This window comes from Streptomyces mangrovi (assembly GCF_900114215.1).
Lineage (GTDB): Bacteria > Actinomycetota > Actinomycetes > Streptomycetales > Streptomycetaceae > Streptomyces > Streptomyces barkulensis.
The window spans coordinates 51,924-69,327 of record NZ_FOSG01000020.1 but is presented as its reverse complement, the minus strand read 5'-3'; the positions used below and the strand labels follow the sequence as shown (position 1 = coordinate 69,327).

Annotated in this window: 14 protein-coding genes and 1 tRNA gene; 8 read left to right on the top strand and 7 right to left on the bottom strand. The window is 73.5% G+C overall.

The annotated features are described in order from the left end of the window. Nucleotides 1-8: 8 nt before the first annotated feature. The 5 genes from BM237_RS23330 (at nucleotide 9) to BM237_RS23310 (ending at nucleotide 3,831) form a co-directional block, all read left to right on the top strand. Nucleotides 9-455, top strand: a complete 447-nt coding sequence (locus BM237_RS23330) for a DUF2267 domain-containing protein (RefSeq protein WP_093851685.1) — start codon at nucleotides 9-11, stop codon at nucleotides 453-455. Nucleotides 456-526: 71 nt separating this feature from the next. Next, a complete protein-coding gene (locus tag BM237_RS23325; protein WP_342746253.1) occupies nucleotides 527-1,951 on the top strand; it encodes an RtcB family protein in 1,425 nt (474 codons plus the stop codon). Between the two features lie 789 nt (nucleotides 1,952-2,740). Then, nucleotides 2,741-2,923 carry a hypothetical protein gene (locus tag BM237_RS23320; protein ID WP_093851684.1) on the top strand — a complete coding sequence of 61 codons (183 nt, stop codon included), beginning with the start codon at nucleotides 2,741-2,743 and terminating at the stop codon, nucleotides 2,921-2,923. 264 nt (nucleotides 2,924-3,187) lie between these two features. Further along, on the top strand, nucleotides 3,188-3,439 hold the full coding sequence (locus BM237_RS23315) for a hypothetical protein (RefSeq protein WP_093851683.1): 252 nt from the start codon (nucleotides 3,188-3,190) through the stop codon (nucleotides 3,437-3,439). Next, complete coding sequence (locus tag BM237_RS23310; RefSeq protein WP_093851682.1) at nucleotides 3,439-3,831, top strand: type II toxin-antitoxin system VapC family toxin; 393 nt, start codon at nucleotides 3,439-3,441, stop codon at nucleotides 3,829-3,831. Before BM237_RS23315 ends, BM237_RS23310 begins: the two co-directional genes overlap by 1 nt. Before the next feature lie 111 nt (nucleotides 3,832-3,942). On the opposite strand, the gene BM237_RS23305 is transcribed toward BM237_RS23310, so the two are convergent. From BM237_RS23305 to topA, 5 genes are all read right to left on the bottom strand, one after another. After that, nucleotides 3,943-4,016: transfer RNA gene (locus tag BM237_RS23305), tRNA-Thr, on the bottom strand. A gap of 105 nt (nucleotides 4,017-4,121) precedes the next feature. After that, entirely contained in the window at nucleotides 4,122-5,726 is a 1,605-nt protein-coding gene (locus BM237_RS23300; protein WP_093851681.1) for an alpha/beta hydrolase, read from the bottom strand. Nucleotides 5,727-5,801: 75 nt separating this feature from the next. Then, nucleotides 5,802-7,031 carry a DNA polymerase III subunit delta' gene (locus tag BM237_RS23295; protein ID WP_093851730.1) on the bottom strand — a complete coding sequence of 410 codons (1,230 nt, stop codon included), beginning with the start codon at nucleotides 7,029-7,031 and terminating at the stop codon, nucleotides 5,802-5,804. Between the two features lie 198 nt (nucleotides 7,032-7,229). After that, complete coding sequence (tmk, locus tag BM237_RS23290) at nucleotides 7,230-10,367, bottom strand: dTMP kinase (protein ID WP_093851680.1); 3,138 nt, start codon at nucleotides 10,365-10,367, stop codon at nucleotides 7,230-7,232. Between the two features lie 140 nt (nucleotides 10,368-10,507). Continuing rightward, complete coding sequence (topA, locus tag BM237_RS23285; RefSeq protein WP_093851679.1) at nucleotides 10,508-13,357, bottom strand: type I DNA topoisomerase; 2,850 nt, start codon at nucleotides 13,355-13,357, stop codon at nucleotides 10,508-10,510. A gap of 403 nt (nucleotides 13,358-13,760) precedes the next feature. Between topA and BM237_RS23280 the strand changes: the two genes are divergently transcribed. The 3 genes from BM237_RS23280 to BM237_RS23270 all read left to right on the top strand — a co-directional run bounded on the left by BM237_RS23280 (nucleotide 13,761) and on the right by BM237_RS23270 (nucleotide 15,219). Beyond that, nucleotides 13,761-14,234: a TM2 domain-containing protein gene (locus BM237_RS23280; RefSeq protein WP_093851678.1), complete on the top strand. Its 474-nt coding sequence runs from the start codon at nucleotides 13,761-13,763 to the stop codon at nucleotides 14,232-14,234. Nucleotides 14,235-14,356: 122 nt separating this feature from the next. Beyond that, entirely contained in the window at nucleotides 14,357-14,749 is a 393-nt protein-coding gene (locus BM237_RS23275) for a DUF2752 domain-containing protein (protein WP_425443734.1), read from the top strand. Between the two features lie 224 nt (nucleotides 14,750-14,973). Continuing rightward, nucleotides 14,974-15,219, top strand: a complete 246-nt coding sequence (locus BM237_RS23270; protein WP_093851677.1) for a TM2 domain-containing protein — start codon at nucleotides 14,974-14,976, stop codon at nucleotides 15,217-15,219. Between the two features lie 109 nt (nucleotides 15,220-15,328). Here the strand turns inward: BM237_RS23270 and BM237_RS23265 are convergent, their stop codons facing one another. Both BM237_RS23265 and BM237_RS23260 read right to left on the bottom strand, forming a co-directional pair. Then, on the bottom strand, nucleotides 15,329-15,526 hold the full coding sequence (locus BM237_RS23265) for a hypothetical protein (protein WP_093851728.1): 198 nt from the start codon (nucleotides 15,524-15,526) through the stop codon (nucleotides 15,329-15,331). Between the two features lie 145 nt (nucleotides 15,527-15,671). Continuing rightward, nucleotides 15,672-17,258 (bottom strand): DUF7059 domain-containing protein, encoded by a 1,587-nt coding sequence (locus tag BM237_RS23260; RefSeq protein ID WP_093851676.1) that lies wholly within the window; start codon nucleotides 17,256-17,258, stop codon nucleotides 15,672-15,674. Between the last annotated feature and the right edge of the window lie 146 nt (nucleotides 17,259-17,404).

Below are 17,404 nucleotides of genomic sequence, written 5' to 3'. Positions count from 1 at the left end.
GAAGTTCCATGTCCGCCACGCACGCGGCCGAGTTCGAGCACGTCATCCACACCGCGAACATCTGGCTGAAGGCGGTGTCCGAAGCCCTGGGGACTCAGGACCGGCACCTGGCCAACCGCGTCCTGCGCACCTGGCTGCACACCCTCCGCGACCGACTCACCGTCGACGCCGCGGCCCACTTCGCCGCCCAGCTCCCCGAACTGCTGCGCGGCGTCTACTACGACGGCTGGGTCCCCAGCTCCGCGCCGGTCAAGTACGACCGCGAGGCCTATGTGAACCGCTTCGCCCAGGAGGCCCTGGTGAGCACCGAGGCCGTCCCCCGGATCGTCCCGGCGGTGACCGAGGCCGTACGCGGCCACCTGTCGCCCGGCCAGCTGGAGCGGGCGCTCGACCAGCTCCCGCACGACGTCCGCGCCGTCCTCGAACCCGCGCCGGTCCCGGCCCCCGCCGGCTGAACGTGCGCCGGTGCGCGCCGGCACGCACCGGCACGGGGAGCCCGGCCACCGGAACGCACCCGGAGGGGACCGTGGACATCATCCTGACCGAGGAGAGCCCGTTCCGCTTCCGCATCGAGCGGCGGGGCGCGATGCGCGTGCCCGGCACCGTGTTCGCCACCCGCGACCTGCTGCCCGAGGCGGCGGGCGACCAGGCGCTGGAGCAGGTGGCCAACGTGGCCACCCTCCCCGGCGTCGTCCGCGCCTCCTTCGCCATGCCCGACGTCCACTGGGGGTACGGCTTCCCGATCGGCGGGGTGGCCGCCACCGACGTCGACGACGCCGGCGTGGTCTCGCCCGGCGGCGTGGGCTTCGACATCTCCTGCGGGGTACGCCTGCTGGCCGCCGGCATCGACCGCGGGGAACTGGAGCCCCGCCTGCGGGAATTGATGGACACCCTCGGCGACACCGTCCCGCGCGGCACCGGCCCCGGCGGGCTGTGGAGGCTCTCCGGGCGCCCGCAGATGGAGGAACTGCTGGCCCGGGGCGCCCGGTACGCCGTCGAACAGGGCCACGGCGTACCGCGCGACCTGACCTTCTGCGAGGACTACGGCGCGCTGGAGGACGCCGACCCCTCCCAGGTGGGGGAGCGGGCCGTGGAGCGCGGCATCCGGCAGGTCGGCAGCCTGGGCTCGGGCAACCACTTCCTGGAGGTGCAGGCCGTGGACCGGATCCACGACGAGAAGGCCGCCGCCGCCTTCGGGCTGCGCCCCGGCGGGGTGTGCGTGATGATCCACTGCGGCTCCCGGGGCCTGGGCCACCAGGTGTGCACCGACCACGTCCGCGTCATGGACCGCTCGCTGCGCCGCTTCGGCATCCGTCTGCCCGACCGGCAGCTCGCCTGCGCGCCGGTCGTCTCCCCGGAGGGGCGGGCGTATCTGGGCGCCATGGCCGCCGCCGCCAACTACGGCCGCGCCAACCGCCAGTTGCTCACCGAGGCCGTACGCCGCGCCTTCACCTCGGCGGCGGGGGTGGAGGTGGACCTGGTCTACGACGTCTCCCACAACATGGCGAAGACCGAGACCCACGAGGTGGACGGCGTACCGCGCCGCCTGTGCGTCCACCGCAAGGGCGCCACCCGCGCCCTGCCGCCCGGCCACCCGGACCTGCCCGATCAGCTCTCCGGCGCCGGGCAGCCGGTGCTGATCCCCGGCACCATGGGCACCGCCTCCTACGTCCTGGTCGGCGAAGGCGGCAACGACGCCTTCCACTCCACCTGCCACGGCGCCGGCCGGGTCTGGAGTCGCCACCAGGCGCTGCGCCGGGTCCGCGGCGAGGAGCTGCGCGGCCGGCTGGAGGCCGGCGGCGTCGCCGTCCGCCCGTCCTCCTGGCGCGGCCTGGCCGAGGAGACCCCGGAGGCATACAAGGACGTCGACGCCGTCGCCGCCGCCACCGAGGGCGCGGGCCTGGCCCACCTGGTCGCCCGCCTGGTCCCGCTGGGCGTCGTCAAGGGCTGAGGCGAGGAGCCGGGCCCGGCGGTCACCGTACGGGCTACCGGGCGAGCTCCGAGGCCGCCGGAAGGCGGGGGCGGACGTGCCCGCTTCGCCCCCCACCCGAGCAAACGCCGCGACGACAAGCGGTCGGGCCTCGGTTTCCTGCCGCCCGAACCCCCCGGCCCGATCCGGTTCCCGCCGAGGAGCCTCGGATAACGGCGAACGTATTACGCGGAACACAAAAGTTTACCGAGATGCAGGTGCACGTGCAGATGCACATGCATCTGCACGTGAACTCGACTACAGTGAGGGGGAGTTGGAGCGATCGGCCAGTAGTCGTCCACATGTCCGCAGGAGGTCTCGATGACCCTCGCGTGCACCGGTACGGCGCTCGGGGCGCACACTGAGGCAGCCCGGCGCAGCCGCGCCCGGAGAGCGTGTTTCCCTTCGCCCGCGTCCGTCGGTGGTGTGCCGTACGACGGCGGCATCGCCCCCGGCGGCTGACCCGGCCGACCGAGCGGGAAGGCCCCGCGACCGCGTCGGCCGGAGAGCCGGACGCACCGCACGAACTCCCGGCCGCCGGTGAGCCCCGGCTTCTTCGGCACCCGCGCGGACCACGCACCCCCGCCGACAGGGCTCCGTCATCCTCAGCGCGCTACGCACAGGCGCGGTGGGGGCCGAGGCGGATTCCGCACCCCTCACGCGCCAGAGAGCCCGCACCCCGACCCCAGGTTTCCTACGCCACCGGGTCGGGTGGGGCTCTCTGCACGGTGACCTCGCAAGCCCGCGAAGAACCTGGAAGGAACACCGGTCATGCAGCATAAGCGCAACGGCGTCTCCGCCACTCAGCGAGCCGGGGCCGCCCTGCGGCGCCTCGCCCGGTGGGGGTTCCGGCGCCGCCGCATCGCCGCCGACCACCTCCTGCGGGGCGTCTGTTCCGGTATCGGAACCGCCGCGGTGGGACTGGCCGTGGTCTGGCTCCGGTCCCACCACTGACAGCACTCGGGTCAGGGACCGCGGCACGCCGGCGGCCCCTGACCCATCCACCGGCCTCCACGAGAGGCCCGAAATTCCTTCCCTGCGGGATGAGGAACGAATTAATCGACGAGCCGGGCCGGACGGGGGCCGCCGGCCCGGTCGCGCTCCCTCGCCCGCTCACGCAGCGCCCGCGAGTGACAGCCACGTACGCACGCGCGGTGAGCCACGTACGGCGCCGCGAACACCCTCGAGACCTTTACCACCTTCGGTAGGATCAGGACCATGAGCGGTAGCAAGAAGTACTCCATCAGTCTCCCCGAAGACCTCGCCGAGTCCGTACGCGCCCACGTGGGCTCCGGCGGATTCTCCGCCTATGTGGCCGAGGCGCTGGAACAGCGTGTGGCCATGGACAAGCTCCGCGAGATCGTCGCCGACTTCGAGACAGACAACGAACCGCTGTCCCGCGAAGAGATCGAAGCGGCCCGTGCCATGCTGCGCCACGACCAGCGCGACTCGGGCGGTGCCGCGGCCTGATGCCCGGCACACTCCTCCTCGACAGCGAGGGGCTGTCCAAGCTCTACCTCAAGGACCGCACCGTCCTGGCCCTCGTCCAGGCGGCCTCGGAAGAAGGCGTCCGGGTCGCCACGACCGCCATGACCACCCTCGAGGCGGACTACGAGCGCATCCACCCCGCCCGCATCCGGTGGGTGCTCTCCCGGATCGATGTCCATGACGTCACCAAGGACGTCACCGGCCAAGCGGCCGCACTGCTGCGTGGCCACCGCCTCAGAGGCCACAAGTACGCCATCGACGCCGTCCTCGCGGCCATCGCACGCTCCGCGCCGGGACCGGTCACCGTCCTCACATCCGACCCCGAGGACATCAGCCTGTTCTGCGGCCCCGCCGTCGAGGTCATCAAAGTCTGATGCACGCGGACCGCGCGCACGCCCGCTCGCATACGGCGCCGAGCAAATACAGAAGGCCCCGTGAGGATCACGGGACCTTCTGTTCGAACCTTCTCCCCTGCTGAGGGGCGGAGCCGCCTAAGGGAATCGAACCCTTGACCTACGCATTACGAGTGCGTCGCTCTGGCCGACTGAGCTAAGGCGGCGATGTGTGCGGCGAACCGCAGCGCGCCCAAGTCTACACAGTGCCCGGGGGTGCCCCGCACCGGATTCGGTGCGGGGCACGGATCAAGGGTCAGGGGATCAGCGGATCAGGAGCACTTCTTGCCGTCGGCGGGGACCTTCCCCCGCAGCAGGTAGTCGTTGACCGCCGAGTCGACGCAGTCGCTGCCGCGCACGTACGCCGTGTGGCCGTCGCCCTCGTACGTCAGCAGGGTCGCCGAGGAGAGCTGCCCGGCCAGGCCCTGGGACCACTTGTAGGGGGTCGCCGGGTCGCGGGTGGTGCCGACGACCAGGATGGGGGCGGCTCCCTCCGCCTCGATGCGGTGGGGCTCGCCGGTGGGCGGGTGCTGCCAGTACGTGCAGTTCAGGGCCGCCCAGGCGAAGTTGCGGCCGAAGACCTCGGACGCCTCGCGGAAGTCCGGGACGGCCTTCTCCGCCTCGGCCGGGTTCTTGAAGGGGGCGGGCAGGTCCAGGCAGTTCACGGCGGCGTTGGCGTACATGATGTTGCCGTAGCCGCCGTCGGCGCCGCGCTCGTAGTAGTCGTCGGCCAGCGACAGCAGCTCCGCGCCGTCGCCCTTCTGCGCGGCGGTGAGCGCCGAGCGCAGCTTCGGCCAGTAGTACTCGGTGTACATGGCGTTCAGCACACCGATCGTGGCCAGCGACTCGGTCAGTTTCCGCGACTCGCCCGTGGCGAGCGGCCTGGCGTCCGTCTTCTCGAAGAAGGCACTCAGGCGCTCGCCCGCCTCCTTGACGCTCCCGGTGCCCAGGGGGCAGTCGTCGAGCTTGACGCAGTCCTCGGCGAAGGCGGTGAAGGCGGTGTCGAATCCCGCGGTCTGGTCGAGGTTGAGCTGCTCGGAGGTGAGCGAGGGGTCCATGGCGCCGTCCAGGACGAGCCGGCCGACGCGGGACGGGAAGAGTCCGGCGTAGGTGGCGCCGAGGTAGGTGCCGTAGGAGGCGCCGAAGTAGGTCAGCTTGTCATCACCGAGCACCTCGCGCAGGACGTCCATGTCGCGGGCGGCCTCGACGGTCGAGACATGGCCGAGCAGATCGCCCTCCCGCTTCTCGCAGCCCTCCGCGAACTTCTCGAAGGCCGCCGCCAGCTTGTCGATCTCGCCCTTGTCGTCAGGGGTGGCGTCGGTGCGGACGTATTCGTCCATCTCCCTGTCCGTCAGGCACTCGATGGGCTCGCTGCGGGCCACGCCGCGCGGGTCCATGCCGACGATGTCGTACCGGGCGCGCACCGGGGCCGGGTAGCCGACGCCCGCCGCGAGCTGAACGTAGTCGACGGCGGAACCGCCCGGGCCTCCCGGGTTGACGTGCAGGGTGCCCAGCCGCTTTCCGGGGCCGGAGGCCTTCTTGCGGGTGACGGCGAGTTTCAGGTCCTCGGACTTCTTCGGCGCGGCGTAGTCCAGCGGCACCTTCAGCTCGGCGCACTGGAAGCCGGAGACGCCGCACTTCTTCCAGCTCAGCTTCTGCTCGTAGTACGGTTCGAGGTTCGCCGGGATCGCCTCGGGCAGCGGCTGGAGCGGCTTGGCCGGGTTCACCGCGCGGTCGTCCGAAGGGCGTGACGACGAACGGGAGGGCTCGGAGCCGCGCTCGGGTTCCGGATCGTCCGAACCGGAGCAGCCCGACAGCAACAGCGCGGCCGTCGCGAACGCGACGCCACCGGTACGGAGCAGACGCCTGGTGTCCATGACCTTGGAGCGTATACGGGCCCAAGCCGCCAGGGGGCGAGCCGCCGCCGGAGTCCGCAGCGGCTCAGGAGGAGGTCAACCCGCGCGGAGCGCCACCGCCATCGCCTCAACGGCCAGCAGGGGGGCCACATTGCGCTCGATGGCGCGGCGGCACTCCAGTACCGCCTCCATGCGGCGCAGCGTCTGCTCCGGACGGGTGGAGGAGGCGATCCGCTCCACCGCGTCGCGGACGTCCTCATTGGCGATCATCACCTGTGAGCCGAGCTGGCGGACCAGCACGTCGCGGTAGAAGGCGGTGAGGTCGAGCAGGGCGAGGTCGAGGGAGTCGCGCCTGGCGCGGGTTGCGCGGCTTTTCTGGCGGTGCTCCAGGTCCTTCATCACCCCCGCCGTACCCCGTGGCAGCCGGCCGCCCTCGGAGGCGCCGAGGGCGGCGCGCATCTCCTCGGTCTCCCTGGCGTCCACATCCTCGACGGCCTCCTTGGCGTCCTCGCCGGCCGCGTCGACCAGTTGCTGGGCCGCCCGGAGCGCGTCGCCGATGTCCTCCATCCGGGTGGGCAGGGCGAGGACCGCGGCGCGGCGCGTACGGGCCCGCGCGTCGGTGGCCAGGCGCCGGGCCCGGTCGATGTGGCCCTGGGTGGTGCGGGCGGCGGCCACCGCCACGTCCGACTCGATGCCGTCGCGCCGGATCAGCATGTCGGCGACGGCGTCCACCGGCGGTGTGCGCAGCACCAGATGGCGGCAGCGGGAGCGGATGGTGGGCAGGACGTCGTCGGAGGAGGGCGCGCACAGCAGCCACACCGTGCGGGGGGCGGGCTCCTCGACGGCCTTGAGGAGGACGTTGGCCGCACTCTCGGTCAGCCGGTCGATCTCTTCCAGGAGGACCACCTGCCAGCGGCCTCCGGACGGGGAGAGCTGGGTACGGCGGACCAGATCGCGGGTGACGTCCGCGCCGATGCTGAGCTGGTTCGTGCGAACCACCTCGACGTCGGCGTGCGTGCCGATCAGCGCCGTGTGGCAGCCGTCGCAGAAGCCGCAGCCGGGTGCGCCGCCCAGGGCGCGGTCGGGGCTGACGCACTGCAGGGCGGCGGCGAAGGCGCGGGCGGCGGTCGCCAGGCCGGAGCCGGGCGGACCGGTGAACAGCCAGGCGTGGGTCATCGCCGAGCCGGAGAGCCCGGACGGTCCCGGCGCCCGGTCCCCGTCCTCACCGGAGGCGGCGGCCGTGACGTACGCGTCGGCGTCGCGCGCCGCCGCGGCGAGCTGCTCCACGACCCTGTCCTGTCCGACCAGGTCGTCCCATACGGCCATGTCCCGTCGCCCTCCCTCCGCGCGTCGCCCGGCCCGTTCGGCCCGTTCGGCCCGTTCGGCCCGTTCGGTCCGTTCAGTGCCGTCCGGTGCCATCCGCTGTTCGGCGCCGGACGGCGTCTTCGCCATTGTTCCGCACGGCTGTGACAGCCGCGGACGGCCGGCCCGCGCCGCACCCCGGCCCGCGGGCCCCGCGGGGTGTCAGCCCCGGCGGCCGTCCTCCTCGTCCTCGGTGAACTCCTGGTGGGGGCCGAGGAGTTCGTCGGCGAGGGTGGGCAGGTCGTCCATCGGCGTCTCCTCCGCCCACTCGGGGCGGCGGCGGGGACGGCCCGCCTCGTCGACCTGCGGCAGCTCCCGGGTGCGCTCCTCCCCGGCGGCGGGCGGGGCGGACGGGGGCTCGGTGCCGGGCTCGTCCTTGCGCAGCGACCACGAGGGCGTCTGCTCCCCGGGCGCCACCCGCGGCAGCCGGGTGGTCTCGTCCCCGGGGGCCGCTGCCGGCCCCGCCGGAGACGCCGGAGGCGCCTGCTGCGGCAGGACGACCGTCTCCTCCGCGTCCGGCGAGACCTTCGGCAGGACGGTGGTCTCCTCGGCCTCGCTCCCGCCGTTTCCGGTGCCGGCACCGGCACCCGGCGTCTCGTCCTTGCGCAGCGAGTGCCTGCGCCGCGCCTCCTGGGACTCCCGTGCCTCCCGCTCCCGGCGGGCCGCCTCCTCCGCCTCGGCGGCCCTGCGGGCCCGCTCGGCGCGGAGCAGGGCCTCCTCGGCCTTGCGCTGCTTCTCCAGCCGGCGCTCCTCGGCCTCGGCCCGCAGCCGGGCCTCCTCCTCGGCCATGCGGCGCCTGCGCTCCTCCTCCTTGCGGCGGGCGCGCTCCTCGGCCTCCCGGCGGGCGCGTTCCTCCTCCGCCTGGCGGCGGGCCTCCTCGGCTCGCTGCCGGGCCTCCTCGGCCCTGCGCAGCTCCTCGCGGCGCCGGGCTTCCTCCTCCTCGCGCTTCCTGCGCTCCTCCTCCTCGGCGCGCAGCCGCTCCAGACGCTCCTGGCGCTCGCGCTCCAGGCGCTCCTCCTCGGCCTTGCGCGCGGCCTCCTCCTCCGCACGCCTGCGGGCCTCCTCCTCGGCCCTGCGGCGCGCCTCCTCACGGGCGGCGATCTCGGCCTCGGACAGCGGCAGCACCTGGTCGAGCCGGTGCCGCACCACCGTGGTGACGGCCTCGGGCTCCAGGCCCGCGTCCACGACCAGATAGCGGGTGGGGTCGGCGGCGGCCAGGGCGAGGAAGCCGGAACGGACCCGCCGGTGGAACTCGGCGGACTCCGACTCCAGCCGGTCGGGCGCCTCGGTGAACCGCTCGCGGGCGGTCTCCGGCGAGATGTCCAGCAGTACGGTCAGATGGGGCACGAGCCCGCCGGTGGCCCAGCGGGAGATCCGGGCGACCTCCGTCGGCGACAGGTCGCGCCCGGCGCCCTGGTAGGCGACGGAGGAGTCGACGTAGCGGTCGGTGATGACGACCGCGCCGCGCTCCAGGGCCGGGCGGACGACCGAGTCGACGTGCTCGGCCCGGTCGGCGGCGTAGAGCAGGGCCTCGGCGCGGTGCGACAGACCGGCGGAGGAGACGTCCAGCAGGATCGAGCGCAGCCGCTTGCCGATCGGGGTCGCGCCCGGCTCGCGGGTGACGACGACCTCGTGGCCCTTGGAGCGGATCCACTCGGCCAGCGCCTCCACCTGTGTGGACTTGCCCGCGCCGTCGCCGCCCTCCAGGGCGATGAAGAAACCGGTGGGCGAGGGTGCCTGGAGCGGCTCGGCACCGCCGCCGAACGCCTCGCGCAGGTCGCGCCGCAGCGATACGCCCTGCCGGTCGTCGAGGCGGACCAGGACGAGGGCCGCCACCGGCAGCAGCAGCGCGCCGACCAGCATCAGGGTGAAGGCCGCACCTCCGTGGGCGAAGACGAAGTCGCCGCCGGCGACCCGGTGCGGGCCGATGAGGGCCGCCAGCACGGGCGCGGCGACGGCCGCGAGCGCGACGGCGACGTGCACGCACGCGTGCAGGTGGTCGGTCATCCGGGCGCGGCGGGACTCCTCGGTCTCCTCGTCCAGGAGGGTGTGCCCGGTGTTCGCGGCGACCCCGGCGGACAGACCCGCGAGCAGGAGCAGCAGCAGTACGGCGGTGGTGTCGGGAGTCAGCCCGGCCGCGAGCAGGGCCAGGCCGGCCAGCGCGACGGACAGGGCGAGCAGCCGCCTGCGGGACAGTGCGGGCAGTACGCGCGGGGCCCGGCGCACCCCCGCGGCGGTGCCCGCGGTCAGCGCCAGGACGAACAGCCCGAACAGGACCGGACCGCCGCCCAGGTCCATGGCGTGCAGCGCCGCGAGCGCGGCGACCGCGGCGACCGCGGCGGCCACGCAGGCGCCGGTCAGGACGAGCAGCGGGGCGGCGCCGGTGCGGCCCCTGTCCACGGCCTTGCGGACGGTCTTGCCGTCGGCGCCCTTCTCCGGCCTGCCGGTGCGGGGGCGGCGCAGGCCCTCCAGCGGGGAGCGGGGGCGCGGGGTGTCGCCGCCGGGCAGGTGCAGGAAGTACAGCAGGGCGATCGACGCGGAGAACAGGCCGGCGGCGGCGTACGACGCCAGTGCCGCCTGGTGGGTGGTGAACCACTCGATGCCCGTACCCAGCAGGTTGCCGACCAGGGTGATCGCGACCAGCCCCGCCGCGGCCGCCGGGATGGCCAGGAAGCCCGTGCGCAGCCACAGGCGGCGCAGCGCGTCGTGGTGGTCCGGCAGGGGGCGCACCGCCGCGCCCTCGGGGGGCGGTGCGGGCAGCAGCGTGGGGGCGGCGCTGTCCTTGGCCACGCCACGGACCCGTTCGGCGACCCCGGTGAGGAAGACGGTGACCAGCAGGAACGCGAACGCCTGGTCGGGGGTCCAGTCGATCCACAGCGGCGCGACGATCATCAGCGCCAGCCGTACGCCGTCCGCCCCGATCATGGTCCAGCGGCGGTCGAGCACGCCGCCGGAGTCCGCGGTGAGGGAGGAGAGCGGGCCCAGCAGCACGGCGCCGAAGAGCAGGGTGGCCAGCAGCCGGACGGCGAGGACGGCGGCGACGGCGAGCGCCACGCCGCGGTAGCCGCCGCCCAGGACGGGGGCGCCTCCCATGGCCGGTACGGCGACGGCCGCCTGGAGGGCCAGCAGCACCAGGACCAGCAGGGCGAGGGCGTCGCCGACCCCGCCGGCGAGCTGTGCACCCCACAGCCGGCGCAGGGGGGCATGCCTCAGCAGGGCCCGTACGGCGCGCTCGCGGGAGTCCGCGGCCAGGGCGTCGGAGGTGGAGGACACGACCGGTGGCTGCTCTGCACGCGTCATCCCGCCAGCCTATCGGTCGGGGGTACGGGGGCGGCGATGCGGCCGGAGGAGCGGCCGGGGAAGCTGATACGGACGGGCACGTGCGGAAGGTTCCCGCACGTGCCGTACGTATGCCTGCCCCGCGTGCTTACTCCGCGGGGCTACTCCGCGTCGGCCGCCGTGGTGTTCCGGGCGGCCGTCTTCTTCGCGGTGGTCTTCTTGGCCGCCGTCTTCTTGGCCGCCGTCTTCTTGGCCGCGGTCTTCTTCGCGGTGGTCTTCTTGGCCGCCGTCTTCTTGGCGGTCTTCTTCGCCGGCCCCTTGGCGCGCTTCTCCGCCAGCAGTTCGTACGCGCGCTCCGGCGTGATCGTCTCCACGTCGTCGTCGCGGCGCAGTGTGGCGTTGGTCTCGCCGTCGGTGACGTAGGGGCCGAAGCGGCCGTCCTTGACCACCACCGGGCGCTCGCTGGCCGGGTCGGTGCCCAGCTCCTTCAGCGGCGGCTTGGCCGCGGCCCGGCCGCGCTGCTTGGGCTGGGCGTAGATCGCCAGCGCCTCGTCCAGGGTGATGGTGAAGATCTGCTCCTCGCTCTGGAGCGAGCGGGAGTCGGTCCCCTTCTTCAGGTACGGCCCGTAGCGGCCGTTCTGCGCGGTGATCTCCTGGTCGCTGTCGGGGTCGGTGCCGACCACGCGCGGCAGGGAGAGCAGCTTCAGCGCGTCGTCGAGGGTGACGGTGTCCAGGGACATCGACTTCAGCAGCGATGCCGTGCGCGGCTTGACCGCGTTCTTGCCGGTCTTCGGGGTGCCCTCGGGCAGTACCTCGGTGACGTACGGCCCGTAGCGGCCGTCCTTGGCCACGATGGGGCGGCCCGTCTCCGGGTCGGTGCCCAGCTCGAACTCGCCGCTGGGCTTGGCCAGCAGCTCCCGGGCGTACTCCGCCGTCAGCTCGTCCGGCGGCAGGTCGGCGGGTACGTCGGCGCGGCGGCCGGTCTCGCCCTCGGCGGCCGGCGGCTCCTCGACGTAGGGGCCGTAGCGGCCCACCCGCAGCACGATGCCCTCCCCGACGGGGAAGGAGGAGACGCCCCGGGCGTCGATCGCGCCGAGGTCGGAGACCAGCTCCTTCAGTCCCCCGAGGTGGTCGCCGTCACCGTTCCCGGCCGCCGCGGCGGCGGTGCCCTCGGCGCCCGGCTCGTCGGTGCCGAAGTAGAAGCGGCGCAGCCACGGCACGGCCTCGGCCTCGCCGGCGGCGATGCGGTCGAGGTCGTCCTCCATCTTGGCGGTGAAGTCGTAGTCGACCAGGCGGCCGAAGTGCTTCTCCAGCAGACCGACGACGGCGAAGGAGAGGAAGGAGGGGACGAGCGCCGTGCCCTTCTTGAAGACGTAGCCGCGGTCGAGGATGGTGCTGATGATCGACGCGTAGGTGGAGGGGCGACCGATCTCGCGCTCCTCCAGCTCCTTGACCAGCGTGGCCTCGGTGTAGCGGGCCGGGGGCTTGGTGGCGTGGCCGTCCGCGGACATCGCGGTGGCGGTCAGCGGGTCGCCCTCCTCGACGCGCGGCAGACGGCGCTCGCGGTCGTCGAGGTCGGCGCCGGGGTCGTCGGCACCCTCGACGTAGGCCTTGAGGAAGCCGTGGAAGGTGATGACCTTGCCGGAGGCGCTGAACTCGGCGTCCCGGCCGTCCGTGCCGCGACCGCCGACCTTGACCGTGACGGACTGCCCGGTGGCGTCCTTCATCTGGGAGGCGACCGTCCGCTTCCAGATCAGCTCGTACAGCCTGAACTGGTCGCCGGTCAGGCCCGTCTCGGCGGGGGTGCGGAAGCGGTCGCCGGAGGGGCGGATCGCCTCGTGGGCCTCCTGCGCGTTCTTGACCTTGCTCGCGTAGGTGCGGGGGCGCTCGGGCAGGTAGTCGGCGCCGTAGAGCTGGGTGACCTGGGCGCGGGCGGCGGCGACGGCGGTGTCGGACAGGGTGGTGGAGTCCGTGCGCATGTAGGTGATGAAGCCGTTCTCGTACAGCTTCTGCGCCACCTGCATGGTCACCTTCGCGCCGAAGCCGAGCTTGCGGCTGGCCTCCTGCTGGAGGGTGGTCGTACGGAAGGGGGCGTACGGCGAGCGGCGGTACGGCTTGGACTCCACCGAGCGGACGGCGAAGTCGGCGCCCTCCAGGGCGGCGGCCAGCGCGCGGGCGGCGGCCTCGTCCAGGTGCAGGACGCCCCCCTTGTCACCGGAGCCGGAACCGGAGCCGCCCTTGAGCCGCCCGTCGGGGCCGAAGTCGCGGCCCTGGGCGACGCGGCGGCCGTCCACGGCGCTCAGCCGGGCGGTGAGGGAGGCCGGGTCGGCGGCGTCGCCGGAGCGGCCGGTGGCGAAGGTGCCGGTCAGGTCCCAGTACTCGGCGGAGCGGAAGGCGATGCGCTCGCGCTCGCGCTCGACGACCAGACGGGTGGCGACGGACTGCACACGGCCCGCCGACAGGCGCGGCATGACCTTCTTCCACAGCACCGGGGAGACCTCGTAGCCGTAGAGCCGGTCGAGGATGCGGCGGGTCTCCTGGGCGTCGACCAGGCGCTGGTTCAGCTCGCGGGTGTTGGAGACGGCGGCCCGGATGGCGTCCTTGGTGATCTCGTTGAAGACCATCCGGCGCACCGGGACCTTGGGCCTGAGCACTTCCTGGAGGTGCCAGGCGATGGCCTCGCCCTCGCGGTCCTCATCGGTGGCCAGGAACAGCTCGTCGGACTCCGCCAGGAGCTGCTTGAGTTTCCTGACCTGATCCCTCTTGTCGCTGTTGACGACGTAGAGCGGCTCGAAGTCGTGGTCGACGTTGACGCCGAGCCGGGCCCAGGACTCGCCCTTGTACTTGGCGGGGACCTCGGCGGCTCCGTTCGGCAGGTCGCGGATGTGCCCGACGCTGGCCTCGACCACGTAGCCAGGACCGAGGTAGCCCTTGATCGTCTTGGCCTTGGCCGGCGACTCGACGATCACGAGTCGGCGCCCGCCGTCTGCGGTCTTGCTGGTCGGGGACAACTTCTTCTCGCTCTTCTCCGGTCGGTGGTCCCGCTTCGTCGGGTCGGTCTGCTCTCGGCGTGTTTCACGCTTTCGTGCGGCTGCGCTCTCGCTGCGGAGTGTGACGGTACCTCCCGCCCCCGTGTCAAACGGGAAAAGTCCGCAACGCCACTCGAACGGTAACCCGATGAGATAACCATCTCCCCGGGTTCGCCGGATCCGCTGGATCCGCCGTCCGGATCCCGGCGCCGTGCCCGCCGGAGCGCGGTGGTGGGCAGGTGCCCGGGCCTCCGGGCCGTCCGGCGGAGCCTTCACCGCTCGGTTACTCGAACGGTAACCCGGCGGCCGCCATTCCTGCGCCCCCGCACCGGCTGGCAAGATGTGGCCGTCTGTACGTCCCAGCCACACATCGGGGGAACCTCCCATGTCCGACCCCAGCTCGCAGAACCCGTACGGCCAGCCCCAGCAGCCGCAGAACAACCCCTACGCCCAGCAGCCGGGCCAGCCCGGTCAGCCCGCGTACGGCTACCCCCAGCAGCCCGGCCAGCCGGGTCAGCCCGGGTACGGCTACCCCCAGCAGCCCGGCCAGCCGGAGTACGGCTACCCCCAGCAGACCCCGCCGCCCGCGGCGGGCGGCTACACCGGCGACCCGAACGCCCCGTACGGCTACGACCCCTACGGCCGTCCGTACTCCGACAAGTCCAAGGTCGTGGCGGGTGTCCTCTCCCTCTTCCTGGGCGGCTTCGGCATCGGGCGTTTCTACACCGGTCACACCGGCCTGGCCCTCGGCCAGCTGTTCACCTGCGGCGGCTGCGGCATCTGGTCGCTGATCGACGGGATCATGCTGCTCACCCAGGACAGCCCCACGGACGCGCAGGGCCGCGTGCTGCGGAGCTGAGCGCGATGACCATGGTGTCCGGGAAGACGGAAGCGGAAACGGAAGAGGCCGGAGAGGCCGGAGGAGCGGAAGGGGCCGCAAGGGCGGACGGGAACCGGGGCGCAGGAGTGTTCTCCCGCGCCGTGCGCACCCTGCGCACACACCCCGCCGCGCCGCCGCTGGGCGCGCTCGCGGCCGGACTGGCCGGTGCGGCCTACCTGTGGGGGACCAACCCGCACCAGGCCGGGCAGTGGCTGCCACGCTGCCCGTTCAACGTGGTGACCGGGCTGCTGTGCCCGGCGTGCGGCGGCACCCGCATGACGTACGACCTGATGCACGGGGACGTCGTCGCGGCCTTCCACGACAACGCCCTGCTGCTGACCCTCGGCGTCCCGGCGGCCGCGTACTTCGGCGGGCGCTGGCTGGTGGAGGGGCTGCGCGGACGCCGCTACCGGCCGACGCTGGGGAAGGCCGGCACGGCGGTGGTGCTGGGGACGGCCGTGGCGTGGGCGGTGGTGCGCAACCTGGTCGGCTGAGCCCGGCCGGCCGCCTCCGCCCGCTGCCCACCGTCTGCGGGGAGTCCGGGTGCCGGACGTTTTCGCAGGTAAGTGACGTGCCGTCGGATCACTGTTCGATCACGACCTCGGATTCGCCGCAACCTTCGCCGGGTCTCGGCGGTCTGGGATTCCGCCATGGCACGTCTGGTACATGACATCAGCGGCCGTGGCGTGTCCCCATCTGAAGCACGAAGGAGCCACCCATGGCGTTCCCCGGCACCGCGCCCAACGGCCAGCCGTACTCCGACAAGTCCAAGATCACCGCTGGTCTGCTGCAGATCTTCCTGGGTGGCCTGGGCATCGGCCGTTTCTACACCGGCCACACCGGCATGGCGGTCGCACAGCTGCTGACCTGCGGCGGTCTGGGCTTCTGGTCGCTGATCGACGGAATCCTCTTCCTCACCAGCAACGACCGCACCGACAAGCAGGGCCGCGTCCTGCGCGGCTGACGGCCCAGCGGTGACCGGCGCCATGAGGGCGCGCACCCCGGCGGCCCGTGCCTCCTGACGGCAGGAGACGCGGGCCGCTCCCGCTCCCCGGATTCCGGGGCCGGACGGTTCACAGACGTGTGAACGCCCAGAGCCCGGCGGCCAGGAAGGCCGCACCGAACACCGAGGCGAGCACGGCCGCGGTGACCTGCCCGGCCCCCTCGGCCACCGGCTCGCGCAGTCGTACGCGCACCGAGGTCCACAGCAGCAGTCCGGCGCCGAACAGGGTGAAGGCCGCTCCGGCGAAGACGGCGGGTCCGCTTTCCATGCGGAGCACGGTGGCACCCGCGGGGATCGCGGCGGAGAACGCCGGGTGAACGCCGTTCGGACAGCCGGGCGAGCTCCGGCCAAACATCCGGTCCGCCCGCCCCGGCGGTTCCGTACCGCCGGTCCCCCCGTACCGCCCCCGCCCCCTACTCCTCCCCCGCGGGCAGCAGGAAGCCCTGCTCGACCAGGAGGCGGATGGACTCCGGGGTGCGGTCGCGCAGCCCCACCGGGTCCTCGCCCAGGAGCTGGGCGATGGCGTCGACGATGCGGCCGGCCGGAAGCGATCCGTCGCACACGCCGGCGAAGCCCGCGCCGACCGTGTCCACCCTCGTCGCGCGCCGCATGCCGCGGTTCTGACGGAGCACCACGTACTCCGGGTCGTCCGCGCCGGGCCTGCCGATCTGCTCCTGGGCGACCTCATCGGCCAGCACGAAGTGGGTGGCGAGCAGGGCCGCGTCGTCCGCGGTGCGCAGGAAGTCCCGGCGCTCGAAGTGGGCACGCACCTCCTCGCCGAGCGGCTGCTCCACCGGGTGCGGCCACTCCTCGACGGTGACCGACGGGTGCCGCGCGCCCGACTTGCGCAGGGTGATCCAGCCGAAGCCGACACCGGTGGTGCCGCCGGCCTCGAACTCCTCCAGCCAGGCGTCGTAGTGCGCTGCGTACGCGGCCGGGTCGCCCAGGTGCTCACCGGCGTCGCGCAGCCACAGCTCGGCGTACTGGGCGATGTCCTGCACCTCGCGCTGCACGATCCAGGCGTCGCAGCCCTCCGGCACCCAGGAGGCCAGCCGCTCGCTCCAGTCCCGGCCCTCGATGTGCCGCCAGTTGGCCAGCAGCTGGCAGTAGCCGCCGTCGGCGAGGTGGGCGGCGGAACGCCCGACGAGGGTGCGGCACAGGTCGTCGCCGCCCATGCCGCCGTCGCGGTAGGTCAGACGGGTGCCGTCCGCCGCACGGGGGGAGATGACGAAGGGCGGGTTGGAGACGATCAGGTCGTAGGGCGCCTCGCCCTCGACCGGCTCGAAGAGGGAGCCCTCGCGCAGCTCGGCCTCGGGCGCTCCGGACAGGGCGAGGGTGAGCCGGGCCAGGCGCAGGGCGCGGGGGTTGAGGTCGGTGGCGGTGACGGAGCCGGCGTGCCGGGCGGCGTGCAGGGCCTGGACGCCGGAGCCGGTGCCCAGGTCCAGGGCGCGGGCCACGGGGGCGCGCACGGTGATGCCCGCCAGGGTCGTCGAGGCGCCGCCGACGCCGAGGACGAGCCGCGACCAGCCGGCCGTGCCCGCAGCCGTGCCCGTACCGGCGCCCTCGGCCGTACGGATGCCGCCGGCTCCGCCGACCGCACAGCCGAGGTCGGAGACGATCCACCAGTTCAGCCCCTCCGGTCCGGCGTACGGGCGAACGTCCACGGTGGCGGAGACGGCGTCGCCGTCTCCGCCCGCGTCCGTGCCGGCTCCGGTGTGGCGGCGCAGCCAGCCGTCGGTGAGCGCGTCGTCGGCCGGGAGCGCCGAGCGGGCCCGTTCGTACGGCACCGGCCGCTGGAGCAGGAACAGCCGCACCAGCGTCTCCAGCCGCCCGCCGCCGCGCGTGGCGCGCAGCGCGGGAACGGTCTCGTTGCGGGCCAGGGCCGCGTAGGCGGGGGCGCCGAGCAGTTCCAGCAGCCCGTCGGGGGTGAAGCCGGCGGCGAGGAAGGCATCGCGCAGCCGGGGGAGGGCGGGTCCGGGGGTGGGGAGGCGGTCACTCACCTCCCCATTGTCACGCGGAGCGCCCCGGCGTACGTAAGCCCCCGCGCGCTCTCTGCCTCCGGGCTGTCTCCGGGCTGTCTCCGGGCTGCTTCCGGGCTGTCCCCGGCTCCCCCGGCTTCCTGCCTTCCGCCGCTGCCCTCTGCCAC

Excerpts from the sequence above, each read along its gene's own strand:
- BM237_RS23330 (WP_093851685.1), top strand. The coding sequence starts at position 9 with ATGTCCGCCACGCACGCGGCCGAGTTCGAGCACGTCATCCACACCGCG.
- BM237_RS23320 (WP_093851684.1), top strand. The coding sequence starts at position 2,741 with ATGCAGCATAAGCGCAACGGCGTCTCCGCCACTCAGCGAGCCGGGGCC.
- BM237_RS23315 (WP_093851683.1), top strand. The coding sequence starts at position 3,188 with ATGAGCGGTAGCAAGAAGTACTCCATCAGTCTCCCCGAAGACCTCGCC.
- BM237_RS23310 (WP_093851682.1), top strand. The coding sequence starts at position 3,439 with ATGCCCGGCACACTCCTCCTCGACAGCGAGGGGCTGTCCAAGCTCTAC.
- BM237_RS23300 (WP_093851681.1), bottom strand. The coding sequence starts at position 5,726 with ATGGACACCAGGCGTCTGCTCCGTACCGGTGGCGTCGCGTTCGCGACG.
- BM237_RS23295 (WP_093851730.1), bottom strand. The coding sequence starts at position 7,031 with ATGGCCGTATGGGACGACCTGGTCGGACAGGACAGGGTCGTGGAGCAG.
- tmk (WP_093851680.1), bottom strand. The coding sequence starts at position 10,367 with ATGACGCGTGCAGAGCAGCCACCGGTCGTGTCCTCCACCTCCGACGCC.
- BM237_RS23280 (WP_093851678.1), top strand. The coding sequence starts at position 13,761 with ATGTCCGACCCCAGCTCGCAGAACCCGTACGGCCAGCCCCAGCAGCCG.
- BM237_RS23270 (WP_093851677.1), top strand. The coding sequence starts at position 14,974 with ATGGCGTTCCCCGGCACCGCGCCCAACGGCCAGCCGTACTCCGACAAG.
- BM237_RS23265 (WP_093851728.1), bottom strand. The coding sequence starts at position 15,526 with ATGGAAAGCGGACCCGCCGTCTTCGCCGGAGCGGCCTTCACCCTGTTC.